Source organism: Streptomyces sp. NBC_00370 (genome assembly GCF_036084755.1).
GTDB lineage: Bacteria > Actinomycetota > Actinomycetes > Streptomycetales > Streptomycetaceae > Streptomyces.
Genome location: NZ_CP107968.1, coordinates 5,464,271 through 5,477,976, shown reverse-complemented (window position 1 = coordinate 5,477,976; position 13,706 = coordinate 5,464,271). Strand labels below are relative to the sequence as shown.

Annotated in this window: 13 protein-coding genes; 7 read left to right on the top strand and 6 right to left on the bottom strand. The window is 71.1% G+C overall.

The features are described 5' to 3' along the window. The first annotated feature begins 133 nt into the window (after window positions 1-133). On the top strand, window positions 134-3,376 hold the full coding sequence (locus OHS57_RS24495) for a tetratricopeptide repeat protein (RefSeq protein WP_328583351.1): 3,243 nt from the start codon (window positions 134-136) through the stop codon (window positions 3,374-3,376). Between the two features lie 141 nt (window positions 3,377-3,517). Here the strand turns inward: OHS57_RS24495 and OHS57_RS24490 are convergent, their stop codons facing one another. Both OHS57_RS24490 and mca read right to left on the bottom strand, forming a co-directional pair. Next, window positions 3,518-3,790 (bottom strand): hypothetical protein, encoded by a 273-nt coding sequence (locus OHS57_RS24490; protein WP_328583350.1) that lies wholly within the window; start codon window positions 3,788-3,790, stop codon window positions 3,518-3,520. Window position 3,791: 1 nt separating this feature from the next. Then, entirely contained in the window at window positions 3,792-4,673 is an 882-nt protein-coding gene (gene mca / locus OHS57_RS24485) for a mycothiol conjugate amidase Mca (RefSeq protein ID WP_041985153.1), read from the bottom strand. 98 nt (window positions 4,674-4,771) lie between these two features. On the opposite strand from mca, the gene OHS57_RS24480 reads away from it, so the two are divergent. Together OHS57_RS24480 and greA are read left to right on the top strand one after the other, a co-directional pair. Then, a complete protein-coding gene (locus OHS57_RS24480; RefSeq protein ID WP_041985156.1) occupies window positions 4,772-5,191 on the top strand; it encodes a DUF4307 domain-containing protein in 420 nt (139 codons plus the stop codon). Between the two features lie 188 nt (window positions 5,192-5,379). Beyond that, window positions 5,380-5,877 (top strand): transcription elongation factor GreA, encoded by a 498-nt coding sequence (gene greA / locus OHS57_RS24475; protein WP_041985159.1) that lies wholly within the window; start codon window positions 5,380-5,382, stop codon window positions 5,875-5,877. Between the two features lie 167 nt (window positions 5,878-6,044). On the opposite strand, the gene OHS57_RS24470 is transcribed toward greA, so the two are convergent. The 3 genes from OHS57_RS24470 to ilvA form a co-directional block, all read right to left on the bottom strand. Further along, entirely contained in the window at window positions 6,045-6,896 is an 852-nt protein-coding gene (locus OHS57_RS24470; protein WP_041985162.1) for an ABC transporter permease, read from the bottom strand. Further along, window positions 6,893-7,984 carry an ATP-binding cassette domain-containing protein gene (locus OHS57_RS24465; RefSeq protein ID WP_328583349.1) on the bottom strand — a complete coding sequence of 364 codons (1,092 nt, stop codon included), beginning with the start codon at window positions 7,982-7,984 and terminating at the stop codon, window positions 6,893-6,895. The genes OHS57_RS24470 and OHS57_RS24465 overlap by 4 nt, the downstream gene beginning before the upstream one ends. Window positions 7,985-8,210: 226 nt before the next feature. Next, entirely contained in the window at window positions 8,211-9,440 is a 1,230-nt protein-coding gene (gene ilvA, locus OHS57_RS24460; protein ID WP_328583348.1) for a threonine ammonia-lyase, read from the bottom strand. A gap of 270 nt (window positions 9,441-9,710) precedes the next feature. Between ilvA and OHS57_RS24455 the strand changes: the two genes are divergently transcribed. The 3 genes from OHS57_RS24455 to OHS57_RS24445 are packed head-to-tail and all read left to right on the top strand — an operon-like array spanning window position 9,711 to window position 11,181. Next, entirely contained in the window at window positions 9,711-10,352 is a 642-nt protein-coding gene (locus OHS57_RS24455; protein ID WP_078863445.1) for a MarR family winged helix-turn-helix transcriptional regulator, read from the top strand. A 50-nt stretch (window positions 10,353-10,402) separates the two neighbouring features. After that, a complete protein-coding gene (locus OHS57_RS24450) occupies window positions 10,403-10,933 on the top strand; it encodes a sigma factor-like helix-turn-helix DNA-binding protein (protein WP_328583347.1) in 531 nt (176 codons plus the stop codon). Then, the gene (locus OHS57_RS24445; RefSeq protein WP_198533218.1) at window positions 10,930-11,181 is read left to right on the top strand and encodes a hypothetical protein; all 252 of its coding nucleotides are present in this window, start codon (window positions 10,930-10,932) and stop codon (window positions 11,179-11,181) included. The genes OHS57_RS24450 and OHS57_RS24445 overlap by 4 nt, the downstream gene beginning before the upstream one ends. An 84-nt stretch (window positions 11,182-11,265) precedes the next feature. Here OHS57_RS24445 and OHS57_RS24440 read toward each other — a convergent pair whose 3' ends face one another. Next, window positions 11,266-12,429, bottom strand: a complete 1,164-nt coding sequence (locus OHS57_RS24440; protein ID WP_041985173.1) for a cystathionine gamma-synthase — start codon at window positions 12,427-12,429, stop codon at window positions 11,266-11,268. 131 nt (window positions 12,430-12,560) lie between these two features. Between OHS57_RS24440 and OHS57_RS24435 the strand changes: the two genes are divergently transcribed. Continuing rightward, entirely contained in the window at window positions 12,561-13,676 is a 1,116-nt protein-coding gene (locus tag OHS57_RS24435) for a hypothetical protein (protein WP_328583346.1), read from the top strand. Window positions 13,677-13,706 lie beyond the last annotated feature (30 nt).

Here is a 13,706-nt window from a genome sequence, read left to right as displayed (position 1 = left end):
CGGCGCCGATCCCGGCACCGGCCGGCGCCTCCGCGCTGGTCTCGGCGTCTCCTCGTCCGGCGAGCGGTCTCGCGCTTGTGGCCTTCACGAAGGACACTGTTCGCTCACCCAAGGCTCTCGGAGGGGGACTTACATGCGAGACAGCCACCGGGCCGATGCGGAGCGGCTGTTGGTTCGCGCGGTGGAGGAAGAGGTTCGGCGCAGCGGGGGGCGCAGTGACGGGGGTGCTCTGCTGGCGCGTGGGCGGGGTGCTCTGGACGCGCTCGCCGAGGGGGCCGGGGAGGAGTACGCCGCGTATGTCGCCGCGCTGGACGCGGCGCAGGCCGAGGAGCGGCCGCTGGGCGAGCGGTTCAGCCGGCAGGCGATCGGAACGCCCGTGCTGGTCACGGCCGTTGCCGCCGTCGCCGCCGTGTGCGCCGACGCCGCCTTCGGAACGGCCGCCGGCACGGCGCTCGGCGCGGGGGCCGTGGTGGCCGTCGCCGGTGCGGCGGCGACCGTCGGGAAGGTGACCGCTTCCCACTGGCCGGCCGCGCACCGCAGGGCGGGCGCCGCGGGGCAGCCCGGCGGCGTCGAGCAGCTGCGGTTGCAGTGGCTGACGGCCCTGGACGTACGGGGCATCCGGCCCTTCCTCGACCAGCAGCGGGTACTGACGTCAGCGACCCAGCGCCGTACGAAGAAGCCGGCGACGACCCCGCAGCTGCGCGGCGGCGACCGCAGCGCGGCGGCGCGCAGGCGCTCCGTACTGGAGCAGTCTTTCGGCCATCTTCCGCAGCCGGAGGGGCCGTTCGCCGGGCGGCGCGGCGAACTCGCGCAGATCGCGCAGTGGGTGCACGCGGCGCGGGCCTCGACGGAGACGAAGCCGACGGTGGTGGTGCTGTACGGCGAGCCCGGCTCGGGCCGGACCACCCTCGCCGTACGGGCGGCGCACCAGTTGCGGGACCAGTTCCGGGGCGCGTGCGTCGTGGACATGCGGGGCGGCGGCGCGCTCGGCGAGGCGCCGCTGTCGACGCGCGACGCGCTGCTGCATCTGCTGAACCGGCTCGGCGCTCCGCGCGAGCAACTCCTGTTCCGTGAAGGGTCGTCGACCGATCAGCAGGTACGGCGGCTCGGCGAGCTGTACCACAAGCATCTGACCGGCCTGCCGGTCACGGTCGTCTTGGACGACGCGGCCGACGCCGAGCAGGTGCGCACCCTCGTACCCGAACGATCCGACAGTCTCGTGCTGGTGACGGCACGTCAGCGAATCGATCTGCCGGCCGACATCCCGGCCTGGGTGCACCAACTGCCGGTGGACGCCCTGGACGCGGCCGGCGCAGAGGAGCTGCTGCGGGAGGCGGCCGAGACGCCCGTGCAGGGCGCCGACGGGCCGTACGACGCGCAGTCCGTCGACCGGGTGGCCGAGCTGTGCGGCGGGCTGCCGCTGGCGCTGCGCGTCGCCGGGTCCTCGCTCGGTGCCCGCAGCGCGCACCAACTCGCCGCCGATCTCGCGGCGTACGGCCCGGTCGAGCCGGTGGAGCGCGCGCTGTGGCTGCGCTACACCGACCAGAGTGACCAGAGCCGCCGGCTGCTGCGCAGACTGGCGCTGGCGGGCCGTGCCTCGCTGGGCGTCGCCGCCGCGGCGGCGCTGCTCGCCACGGACGAGCAGGAGGCGGGGCGGCTGCTGACGGCCCTGTCCCGGGCGGGCCTCATCGATCACGTACGGGGCAGGCGCTACCGACTGCACGACGTCGTCCGCACGTTCGCGCTCGCGCGGCTGCTCGACGAGGAGCCGACGGCGGAGCGTACGGCGGCGCAGGAGCGGCTGATCCGTAACTACGGCGAACTGGCCGACTCCGTGATCCGGCTCGTCGACGGCAACACCTCGACCCGCGCCGACCTGTTCAGGACGGCGGCAGGCGCGCACGGCTTCAACTCGCCCGACGCGGCCCTGCGTTGGCTGGACGAGGAGTCCAGCTTCATCACGGCCGCCCTGCGCCACGCCGAGGGCGTCGACCAGGAGACCGTACTCAACCTGCTGGGCGCGCTGTGCGACTACTGCCTGCTGCGTGGGGACCTCTACCGGCTCGGTGAGATAAGCGAGTTGTCCCAGGCCGTCGGGCAGGGACTGCTGGCCCGCTCCGTCCAGTGGCGTACCGGTATCGCGGCCCGTCAGCTCGGCGAGCTGGACAAGGCCCGTACGACACTGACGTCAGTGGTCGACCTGTACCGCGAGGCACAGCACGAGGCGGGCACCGCACGCGCGCTCTGCTCCCTCGGCATCACCCTGCACCACCAGGGCAATCTGACCGAGGCATCGGCCAAGCTCCGCGAGGCGATGGCGCTCCAGTCCGGTTTCGAGCTGTCGGCCGACCGCGCCTGGACCCTGCACGCCCTGGCGGCGGTCGAGCGGGACCGCGGCCAGATCGCCGAGGCACTCACCCTGCTCGCCGACGCGCTGGACCTGCACCGTACGAGCGGGTCCGTGCACGGCGAGGCCTGGTCGCACTTCCAGCTCGGCCAGGTGTGCCTGCGGATGGGCGACGTGCCGCGCGCCGAGGACGAACTGCGGGCCGCGCTGGCCCTGTACGACACGACGCGCGACAACCGCGGCGAGGCGTGGGCGCTGACCCAGCTGGCGCGGGCCCGGCTGGTGGCGGGCGACCCGGAGCCCGCCGTCGACCAGCTCCGGCAGGCGCTGGCCAGGCACCGGGAGAACGAGGACGCGCGCGGCGAGGCCTGGACACGCTACTACCTCGGCCAGGCCCTGGAGGAGGGCGGCGACCGCGACCAGGCGGTACGCGAACTGGAGCGCGCCCGCACGATGTTCTCCCGGATGCGCGACGTGTACGGCCTGGCCTGCGCCCGGCACCACTCGGGCCGGGTCACCCGCGACCAGCGGGCGGCCCAGACGGGCAATCTGCGCAACTCCGGTTTCGCCCGTCAGCTGCTGGTCGACGCCCGCGCCGACTTCCACCGGATCGGGGTGTCGCACGGCGAGGGCTGGACGTGTCTGGAACTCGCCATCATCGACGCGGGCAACAGCCGGGCCGCGCAGGCGCTGCGGCTGTGCGACGAGGCGACGGCGCTGTTCCTGTCGTACGACGACCTGCGCGGCGCCGACTGGGCCCGCTTCCTGCGCTGCACGCTGCTGCCGTACGCCTCGCCCGGCGGTACGGAGGTGGGCGCCGTGGTCGCGGAACAGGAACTGGCGGAGCTGGTCAGGGCCGGGCACGGCACCCGGGACGGCAAGGTGGCCGACTGCGCCGAGACGCTGACCGTGATCCTCCAGCGCGGCGTCACGCTGGAGGACGGCTGGCAGGCGTGGCGGCTCGGCCTGGTGCCGGACCGGCACGCGCGCGAGGTGATGGGCGTACCGGTGGCGGCGACCTCGGCGTAAGCGCCCGGGAGGCCGTCACCGGCCCGAGAGCCGTCAGCCGGCCGCGACCAACGCGTAACCACGCAGCCAACAGCGCCGCCGACAGCGCCACCCCAGGACCCCGCCGTGCGGGCTCCTGGGGTCAGGCGCGACGCGTCCGCGCTACTCGCCGTGCGGCGTCCTGACCGGCTCCTGCTGCGCGGGAATCGCGGAGGCGGACTCCGACGACTCCCCACGCGCGGACGACTCCCCGCGCGCGGGCGCTTCCTTGAAGTCCACCTTGCCCATGTGCCGGTTCATCGACTTCATCAGCATCCACACGCCCACCGCCATCACCGCGAAGACGACGAAGCCGAGGACGCCGGGCGTCACCTTGTTCTCGTCGAGATCGGCGGCGAGAGGAACGAGATGCGTCACTGCCTGGTTCGCATACATATCAGGCATTGTCGCGGATGCCCGCGAAGAGGTCGCTCTCGGGGATGGATGTATCGACGAGCGACTTGCTGAGCTCGTACTCCTCCGTCGGCCAGACCTCCCGCTGGACGTCCATCGGCACGCGGAACCAGCCGCCGTCCGGGTCGATCTGCGTGGCGTGCGCGAGCAGCGCCTTGTCGCGGATCTCGTAGAAGTCGGCGCACGGCACGTGCGTGGTCAGCGTCCGCTCCTCGCGCTCGGACTCCTTCCAGCGCTCCAGCCACTCCGCGTACGGCGACTCCAGCCCCCGGGCGAGCAGCGCCTCGTGCAGCGCGACCGTGCGCTGCCGGTTGAAGCCCTGGTTGTAGTAGAGCTTCAGCGGCTGCCAGACGGGCCCGAACTCGTCCTCGGGGTACTTCTCCTTGTCGGCGGCTCCGTCGAAGGCGACCACCGAGATCTTGTGGGTCATGATGTGGTCCGGGTGCGGGTAGCCGCCGTTCTCGTCGTACGTCGTGACGACCTGCGGCCGGAACGCCCGGATCGACCGGACGAGCCGGCCTGCCGCCTCGTCCACGTCGGCGAGGGCGAAGCAGCCCTCGGGCAGCGGCGGCAGCGGGTCGCCCTCGGGCAGCCCCGAGTCGACGTAGCCGAGCCACTCCTGCTTGACGCCGAGGATCTCGCGCGCCTCGTCCATCTCTTTTCTACGGACCTCGTGGATGTTCGCCTCGATGTAGGCGTCACCCTGGAGTTTGGGGTTGAGGATGGAGCCGCGCTCGCCCCCCGTGCAGGTCACGACCACCACGTCCACCCCCTCGGACACGTACTTGGCCATCGTGGCCGCACCCTTGCTCGACTCGTCGTCGGGGTGGGCATGTACGGCCATCAGTCGCAGCTGGTCAGTCAAGACTCGGTCCTCAGTGATTCGTCGCATCGGGCGGCTTCTATAGTGACGGATATCGGGGGCGGTAAAATTCCGGCTGCCCGACTCCGAGAGGAACGATCATGGCTGTGGCGCGTGCGGAGGCCCCCCGGGCCCCTCAGCCCCCCCAGGGCCGCTACGGTCGCTCGCCGGACGCGCGGGCCGACCGCAAGCTCAAGATCGCGGGTGCGGTGCTCGGTGCCGTCGCCCTCGCCGTGATCGCCTGGTTCGGGTACCACTCCCTGGCAGATCAGAGTGTCGCCGGGGAAATCATCAAGTACAAGCGCGTTTCGGCCGCCGAGATCCAGATCCACCTCGAAGTGCGCAAGGGCGCGGACACCACCGGCTCCTGCACCGTGCGCGCCCTGGACGTCGACCACGAAGAGGTCGGCCGTAAGGACGTCCGTTTCGAGGGGAAGAAGACCCGGATCGACGAGATCGTCGAGCTGCGGACCACGGGTGAGGCGACGGCGACCGAGCTGGTGGGCTGCTCAAACGACTGAACCCCGGCCGACCCACGGCTGAACCCGCCGTAGGGCACCGCGCTGACCTGCGCCGACGTAGTTCTGACGGCATTCGTCCTCCCTCTTGCGCCACGAAATTGTTAGGCTCGTGGTTTCGCCCACCCGAGAAGGCACAATCTTCTGGGTAGGGCGTTGCTTTGTATTCCCAGTACCTACGAGGAGCACCTGTGACCCAGACCAGCGAGAACGTCACCTGGCTCACCCAGGAGTCGTACAACCAGCTGAAGGCCGAGCTGGATCACCTGTCTGGTCCCGCCCGCACCGAGATCGCGAAGAAGATCGAGGCGGCTCGCGAGGAGGGCGACCTGCGCGAGAACGGCGGGTACCACGCGGCCAAGGAGGAACAGGGCAAGCAGGAGCTCCGGGTCCGTCAGCTGACCCAGCTCCTGGAGAACGCGAAGGTCGGCGAGGCCCCCGCGGACACCGGCGTGGTCGGCCCCGGCATGGTCGTCACGATCGCGTTCGACGGTGACGAGGACGACACCCTGTCCTTCCTGATGGCGTCGCGCGAATACGCGAGCACGGACATCGAGACGTACTCCCCGCAGTCGCCGCTCGGCTCGGGCGTGAACGGCAAGAAGGTCGGCGAGAACGCGGAGTACGAGCTGCCGAACGGCAACAAGGCCTCGGTGAAGATCCTTGCGGCCAAGCCGTACACGGCCTGACCCTCCGGATCCGCAGCAGACGGCGAGACCGCGGCAAACGGCGCGTCTGCGGCAGACAGCGAACAGGGGCCGTACCGCGCCAGGATGCGACTGACGCGGTACGACCCCTGTCGTACGTTCGTACGGTGCGGCCTACGTTCAGGCGTTTGTACGGTCCCGCCGTGGCGTCAGGCTGTCGCCGAGCGGTACTTGCGCACCGCCAGCGTCCGGAACACCGTGATGATCACGACGGACCAGATCACCGACGCCCACACCGGATGCTCCATCGGCCAGGCGCTGGACTGCGAGACCCCCGGATTGCCGAACAGCACCCTGCTGGCCTGCACCGTCGCACTGAACGGATTCCACTCGGCGACCGGCTGCAGCCAGCCCGGCAGATTGCTGGAGTCCACGAAGGCGTTCGAGATGAACGTGACGGGGAACAGCCAGATCAGCCCGCCCGACGTGGCGGCCTCCGGGGTCCGTACGGACAACCCGATCAGCGCGCCGATCCAGGAGAACGCGTAGCCGAGGAAGAGCAGCAGCGCGAAGGCGCCGAGCGCCTTCGGCACACCGTTGTGGATGCGCCAGCCGACGAGCAGTGCCACGCCCGCGAGGACGATGACGGTGAGTGTCGTCTGGACGAGGTCGGCGAGGGTACGTCCGGTCAGGACGGCGCCCCGGGCCATCGGCAGTGAACGGAACCTGTCGATCAGGCCCTTGTGCATGTCGTCGGCGATGCCGGCGCCGGCGCCGGCGGTGGCGAAGGTGACCGTCTGGGCGAAGATGCCGGCCATCAGGAAGTTGCGGTAGACGGTCGGGCTGATGGTGTTGCCGACCTGGAGCGAGCCGCCGAAGACGTAGCTGAACAGCACGACGAACATGATCGGCTGGATCAGCCCGAAGAGGATGATCTCCGGGATCCTGGTCATCCGGATCAGATTGCGCTGGGCGACGACCAGCGAGTCCCTGACGGACTGGAAGATCCGGCCGCGCTGGGCGGGGGGTGCGAGCCGTGGGGTGTCGGTGGTGGCGCTCATTCCCCGCCCTCCTTGCTGTCGTTGCTGTCGTTCCTGTCGTTGCTGTCGTTCCTGGTTTCGTCCGAGCCGGACTTCGCCGTGCCCGCCCCGGCGGTCTCTTCCCGCTTCCGCTCCTCGGCTTCTTCTTTGTCCCGCTCCTCCTCGGCCGCATGGCCCGTCAGCGAGATGAAGACGTCGTCCAGGGTCGGCCTGCGCAGCCCGATGTCGTCGATCTCGACGCCACGCGTGTCGAGTTCCCTGATCACCTCGGCCAGCAGCTTCGCGCCGCCGGAGACCGGGACCGTCAGCTTGCGGGTGTGCTCGGACACGGCGACCGACTCCACACCGCCCTTGCCGAAGCCGCCCAGCACCGTACGGGCCGTCTCGACCCTGTCGCGGTCGTGGACGACGACCTCGACGCGCTCGCCGCCGGTCTGCGCCTTCAACTGGTCGGCGGTGCCACGGGCGATGACCTTGCCCCGGTCGACGACGCAGATGTCGTGGGCGAGATGGTCGGCCTCTTCCAGGTACTGCGTGGTCAGCAGCAGGGTCGTACCGCCCGCGACCAGCTCCTGGATGATCCCCCAGAGCTGCTGCCGGTTGCGCGGGTCGAGCCCCGTCGTCGGCTCGTCCATGAACATCACCGGCGGTGAGACGACCAGTGCCGCCGCCAGGTCGAGCCTGCGGCGCATACCGCCGGAGTACGTCTTGGCGGGGCGGTCGGCCGCGTCGGTGAGATGGAACCGCTCCAGCAGCTCCACCGCGCGCGCCTTCGCGTCCCGCGCCTTCATCTGGTAGAGCTGGCCGACCATCTTGAGGTTCTCGCGGCCGGTCAGATACTCGTCGACCGCCGCGAACTGCCCGGAGAGGCCGATCGAGCGGCGGACCTCGTTGGGGTACTTCAGTACGTCGATCCCCGCGACGACGGCCTTGCCGCTGTCGGGCTGGAGCAGGGTCGTCAGTACGCGTACGGCTGTCGTCTTGCCCGCCCCGTTGGGACCGAGAAGCCCCAGGACCGTTCCTTCTGGGACATCTAGATCAACGCCGTCCAGAGCCCTTACGTCGCCGAAGGTCTTCACCAGACCCTCGGCGTAGATGGCGCCCGGCATGTGGGTTCTCCCGTTATTGGCGATTTTGGCGAATTCGTCTCAAGCCACTTACGCAGAGCTTAGATTCGGCGGTTCTTCCCGCGTCACTCATTTCCCCCGACAACTCGCACCAGGGGCCGGAGAGGACGGCACAGTATCGCGATACATCGCGACCTACAAGCGGTTAACGCGTGAGCGGCCGGCCGCCGGTTGACCCGGGCTGCCAACCGCCGGTTGACCCGGGTGGCTACCCGAGGATCGTGTAGCCCGCCGTCCGCAGCGCCGTGGCGACCTCCGTGCAGTGCTCGGGGCCCTTCGTCTCCAGATGGACCTCGACGTCGGCCTCGCCGAGACCCAGCCGCGGATCGGTCCGTACGTGACTGACGTCCAGGACGTTCGCGTCGGCCACCGACAGCACCCCGAGCATCGTCGCGAGCGCGCCCGGCCGGTCGGTCACGCGCAGCCGCAAGCTCAGATAGCGGCCGGCCGCCGCCATGCCGTGCCGCAGGATCCGCTGCATCAGCAGGGGGTCGACGTTGCCGCCCGACAGCACGGCGACCACCGGGCCCTTGAACGCCTTCGGGTCGCTCAGCAGCGCGGCCACCGGGCTGGCGCCCGCCGGTTCCACCACGAGTTTCATCCGTTCGAGACAGAGCAGCAGCGCCCGCGACAGCGCGTCCTCGGAGACCGTACGGACCTCGTCGACCAGCTCCTGGACGATCTGGAACGGTACGTCCCCCGGCCGGCCCACCTTGATGCCGTCCGCCATCGTCTGCGGCGCGTCGATCGCCATCGGCCGGCCCGCCCTGAGCGACGGCGGATAGGCGGCGGCGCCCTGCGCCTGCACGCCGATCAGCTTCACATCGGGGCGCAGCGCCTTCAGCGCGACCGCGATGCCCGCGGCGAGACCACCGCCGCCGATCCCGACGACCACGGTCTTCACCTCCGGGCACTGCTCCAGGATCTCCAGTCCGACAGTGCCCTGACCTGCGATGATGTCCAGGTGGTCGAAGGGGTGGATAAAGACGGCGCCGGTGTCGCGCGCGTACTCCTGCGCCGCCGCCAGGGTCTCGTCCACCACCTGACCCGCCAGCCGCACCTCGGCGCCGTACTCACGGGTCGCGGCCACCTTGGGCAGCGGCGCGCCCATCGGCATGAACACCGTGGACCGGACGCCGAGGAGGGTGGAGGCGAGCGCCACCCCCTGCGCGTGGTTGCCCGCGCTCGCCGCGACGACGCCCGCCGCGCGCTCCTCGGGCGAAAGCCCGGCGATACGCACGTAGGCGCCGCGCAGCTTGAACGAACCGGTGCGCTGAAGGTTCTCGCACTTCAGATGGACGGGGGCACCGACGAGCGCGGTCAGGTGCCGGCTCCCCTCCATGGCGGTCATCCGGGCCACGCCGGAGAGCATCTTCTGCGCCCCCCTGATGTCATCGAGGATCAAGGGACTGGCGTGGCTGGACGTACCGAAGCTCATGACGGCCAGTCTCGCAGCTCGCCGCGGGGTCGGCCGCTTGTCGGCCTCCCGTAGCCCGCTTGTCGGAAAGGCGGCTGGTCCGACATCGGACAAGAGACTGGTCGGACATCAGGTAAAGAGATTGATCTCCTGTCGGGAAAGAGACTGATCCGATGTCGGAAAGTAGGGTGGTCCGAACTTCGCGGGTTTGTCCCGGGCCGGTACGCCCACGGCCCGCGCCGCGTACTCTGTCCCCCACCAGTCGACCACCGGACGAGAGAGCCCCCAGCCATGCCCCCCATTCAGGACATGACTTCCGCTGCTTCGGCCTCCGACGAGGCCGCAGCGGGACCCTCTGGCGCACCGGGTGAAGACGGCCTCCTCGATGCCCTCCAGCATCAGGTCGCCGTATTCGCGCGCCGCGCAGAACAGACCCGGCTAGGCGGGATCGGCCAGCTCCGCAACTCGATGGACCGGGCGGCCTATCTGCTGCTCAACCGCCTCGACAACGAAGGCCCCATGGGCGTCAAGGCCCTCGCCGCCGGCATGGGCATCGACTCGTCGACCGTCACACGCCAGGTCGCCCCGCTCGTGGACACCGGCCTGGTGAAGCGCACCTCGCACCCGGAGGACGGCCGTGCCGTCGTGCTCCAGCTGTCGGAGCGCGGTCACGTCCGGCTCGACGAGGTACGGGCGTCGCGGCGCGAGCTGATGGCGCAGGTCACCAACGGCTGGGCGGAGGAGGAGCGGGAGGCGTTCACGGCCCTGCTCACCAAGTTCAACGGGGCGCTGTCGGCCCGGCAGGCGCGGCTCAGCCCCGCCGAGGGCGGCCCCGAGCCGGTCGATCCGGCCGCCGGTCCCGCGGGCGAACCGACCGGTGGGGCCGACGCGTCCGACGACACCCGCACCACCTCGGGCGCCTCGGACGAGTGACAGAGGTACGCCCTCTTGACCCCGGCCCGTAGCGGGCCTCATATGAAGGCGTGGGAGAGCGTCGGACGGCCCTGGACAGCCGTCGCGCCCGGGAGTTCGAATCGTTCCTGGCGGGTGCGGCCGGCCGGCTGCTGCATGCGGCGCATCTGCTCACCGGTGAGCCGCCCGACGCCGCGCCGCACGCCCAGCGGCTGCTGACGGCCGCGCTGGCCGCCACGTACGCGGACTGGGACCGGCTGCGCGGCGAGGACCCGTACGTACGGGCCCGGCAGGAGCTCGCCACCCGCTTCGCCCGCAGCCTATGGCCCGTACGGTCCGGCCGGTCGGGCCGCGCCGGGGTGCTGGGGCCGCTCGGCCGGCAGGAGCGGGTCGTCCTGGTGCTCCGGGTCTACGAGGGCATCGGCGAGGAGCAGACGGCGGCGATGATCGGGCTGTCGGTGGAGCGGGTGCGGGTCATCTGCGCGCGGGCCGTGGCCACGATGCGCAAGGCGGCACGCGACGGGTCGCAGAACGCGGCCCGGCAGGGCGTGCAGCCCGCCCCCGGGGCTGCGGGGGCCGGGGCTGCGGGGGCCGTCTCGTGATCAACTCCGAGCGCAAAGAGGCCGAGGTCCGCCGGATGCTGGACCTGCCGCATCCGGCCGTCCCCACCGATCTGCTCCTGCGCGCCACCGCGCGCGGCGCCCGGATGCTGCACAGGCGCCGTACGCTGCGCCGGGTGCTGTGGACGCTGCTGCTGGCGGCGGCGGTGGTCTTCGTCGTCTGGGCGGCGGCCACGTATCCGTGGGAGCCGCAGCCGACGGAGATGACTCCGCCGCCGTTCGGCTTCTGACGGGACGCCTTCCGGCGACAGCGCGACGACATGACGGCGCGGGCCGCACCGGCCCGCACCACCACCACCACCGAACAGAACGGACTACTTGCCGAGGGCCTGCGTCAGGTCCGCGAGCAGGTCGTCGCCCGACTCGATCCCGACCGACAGCCTGATCAGGTCGGACGGCACCTCCAGCAGCGAACCCGCCGTCGAGGCGTGCGTCATCCGGCCGGGGTGCTCGATCAGGGACTCGACGCCGCCCAGGGACTCCCCGAGCGTGAACAGCTTCGCGCGGTTGCAGACCTCGACCGCCGCCGTCTCACCGTCGGCGATCTGGAACGACACCATGCCGCCGAAGCCCGTCATCTGCTTGGCGGCGACCTCGTGGCCCGGGTGCTCGGGCAGACCCGGGTAGAGGACCTTCGAGACCCGGGGGTGGGTGGTGAGCATCTCGGCGATGCGGGCGGCGTTGGCGCTGTGCCGGTCCATCCGCACGGCGAGCGTCTTCACGCCGCGCAGCACGAGCCAGGAGTCGAAGGGGCCGGCGATCGCGCCCATCGCGTTCTGGTGGTAGGCCAGTTCGTCGGCCAGCGCGTCGTCGTTGACGACGAGCGCGCCGCCGACGACGTCCGAGTGCCCGCCCATGTACTTCGTCGTCGAGTGGACGACGACGTCCGCGCCCAGCTCCAGCGGCTGCTGGAGGTACGGGCTGGCGAAGGTGTTGTCGACGACCAGCGTCACCCCCGCGGCGTGCGCGACGCCGGACAGGGCGGCGATGTCGGTGATGCTCAGCAGCGGGTTCGAGGGGGTCTCGACCCAGATCGCCTTCGTGCGCGGCGTGATGGCGTCCCGCACGGCGGCGGGGTCGGAGGTGTCGGCGACCGACCATTCGACGCCCCACCGGGAGACGACCTTCGCGAACAGCCGGAAGGTGCCGCCGTAGGCGTCGTTCGGGATGACGACGTGGTCGCCGGGCGACAGCAGCGTACGCAGCAGGCAGTCCTCGGCCGCGAGACCCGAGGCGAAGGCGAGTCCGCGCCTGCCGCCTTCCAGGGCCGCCAGGTTCTCCTCGAGCGCGGTGCGGGTCGGGTTGGCGCTGCGGCTGTACTCGTAACCGCCGCGCAGACCGCCGACGCCGTCCTGCTTGTACGTGGACACCTGGTAGATCGGGGGGACGACAGCGCCGGTGACGGGGTCGGCCGTGTTGCCCGCGTGGATGGCACGGGTCTCGAAGTTGTACTGACCGGTGGGGTGCTGGTGGCTCATGAGCCCCGAGCGTAGTCCCGGACGGGCCCTGCTTGTCGCCGGTGACCGCGGCGCGGGCGGCGATCAGGGGGCGGTACGGCACACACGGTGACGACTTCGTGGCCGCGGCGGGCGTCCGGGACAATGGAGCCATGGAGATTCTCTGGTTCCTGATGGCGATGGCCCTGCTGGCCGCGATCATCGTCCCGTACGTACGCCGCAGGCGCGGCGGAATCGCCGGCGGCTTCCGCCAGGTCGCGCCCGGTTCGCCGTACGCCGCCGACCCGGCGGCGTACGGGTTCCTGCGGCAGGAGGAGCTGGACATCCGGCTGCCGGGGCCGGACCAGGACCTCCTCGACGTACTGGACGTCGTCCAGCACACCCAGGACTGGCACGCGGCGTCCCAGCTGCTCGCCGCCACCGGCAAGGACGACGAGATCCGCTGGCAGCGGGTGCAGGCGTTCGCGGGCGCGGCCTCGCTGGAGTTGCAGCAGCGGCCCGGCGTGGGCGGTTCGTGGCTACGGTCCTGGCGGGCGCAGTCGCCGAAGGACGCGGGCGGGGCCGCCGTGCACGCCGAGTTCCTGGTGCAGCAGGCGTGGCGTTCGTCGGCGGCCGGCAGCGACGACTTCCGGATCATCCTGGAGGAGGCGCGTACGGTCTGCGGCGACGCGGCCCTGCTGGCGCCGGGTGACCCCGTGCCGTACATCGTGGAGCTGGCCGTGGCGCGCGGGCTCGGCTATCCGCACGAGCAGTTCGACGAGCTGTGGGCGAAGGTCATCGACCGGGCGCCCGCGCACATGGGCGCGCATCTGGCGGCGCTGCACTACTGGTGCGAGAAGTGGCACGGCTCACGCGAGGAGGCGGACCACTTCGCGACGACGGCGGCCGCGCGCGCCCCGCGTGGCTCGCTGCTGGCGGCGCTGCCGCTGTTCGCGGTGTACGAGCACCTGCCGGAGGTCAATCTGGTGCGGAGCTTCTACCAGAGCGAAGTGGTGACGAAGGCGATGGGCGGCGCGCTCCACGCGGTGCACGCGGCGCGCGAGAACGACCCGCTGCTGCCGCACGTACGGCACCTGCTGATTCTCTTTCTCGTACGCTCGGAGCGGTGGTCGGAGGCGATGAACCAGCTGGTACGGGTCGACGGCCACGTCGGGGCGCTGCCGTGGACGTACGGCGGGGACCCGGCGGCGGCGTACGCCGTGTACCGGGCGCTGGCGGTGGCGGGCTACGAGGCGAGCGGCGGAAGCCCGGCGAGCCTGCCGAGATGACGGCGAAAGCCCCCTTCGAGTCCCCCGCCC

Excerpts from the sequence above, each read along its gene's own strand:
- OHS57_RS24465 (WP_328583349.1), bottom strand. The coding sequence starts at position 7,984 with ATGCCGGGCGCCATCTACGCCGAGGGTCTGGTGAAGACCTTCGGCGAC.
- OHS57_RS24495 (WP_328583351.1), top strand. The coding sequence starts at position 134 with ATGCGAGACAGCCACCGGGCCGATGCGGAGCGGCTGTTGGTTCGCGCG.
- OHS57_RS24440 (WP_041985173.1), bottom strand. The coding sequence starts at position 12,429 with ATGAGCCACCAGCACCCCACCGGTCAGTACAACTTCGAGACCCGTGCC.
- ilvA (WP_328583348.1), bottom strand. The coding sequence starts at position 9,440 with ATGAGCTTCGGTACGTCCAGCCACGCCAGTCCCTTGATCCTCGATGAC.
- OHS57_RS24435 (WP_328583346.1), top strand. The coding sequence starts at position 12,561 with ATGGAGATTCTCTGGTTCCTGATGGCGATGGCCCTGCTGGCCGCGATC.
- OHS57_RS24480 (WP_041985156.1), top strand. The coding sequence starts at position 4,772 with ATGGCTGTGGCGCGTGCGGAGGCCCCCCGGGCCCCTCAGCCCCCCCAG.
- OHS57_RS24470 (WP_041985162.1), bottom strand. The coding sequence starts at position 6,896 with ATGAGCGCCACCACCGACACCCCACGGCTCGCACCCCCCGCCCAGCGC.
- OHS57_RS24455 (WP_078863445.1), top strand. The coding sequence starts at position 9,711 with ATGCCCCCCATTCAGGACATGACTTCCGCTGCTTCGGCCTCCGACGAG.
- OHS57_RS24490 (WP_328583350.1), bottom strand. The coding sequence starts at position 3,790 with ATGTATGCGAACCAGGCAGTGACGCATCTCGTTCCTCTCGCCGCCGAT.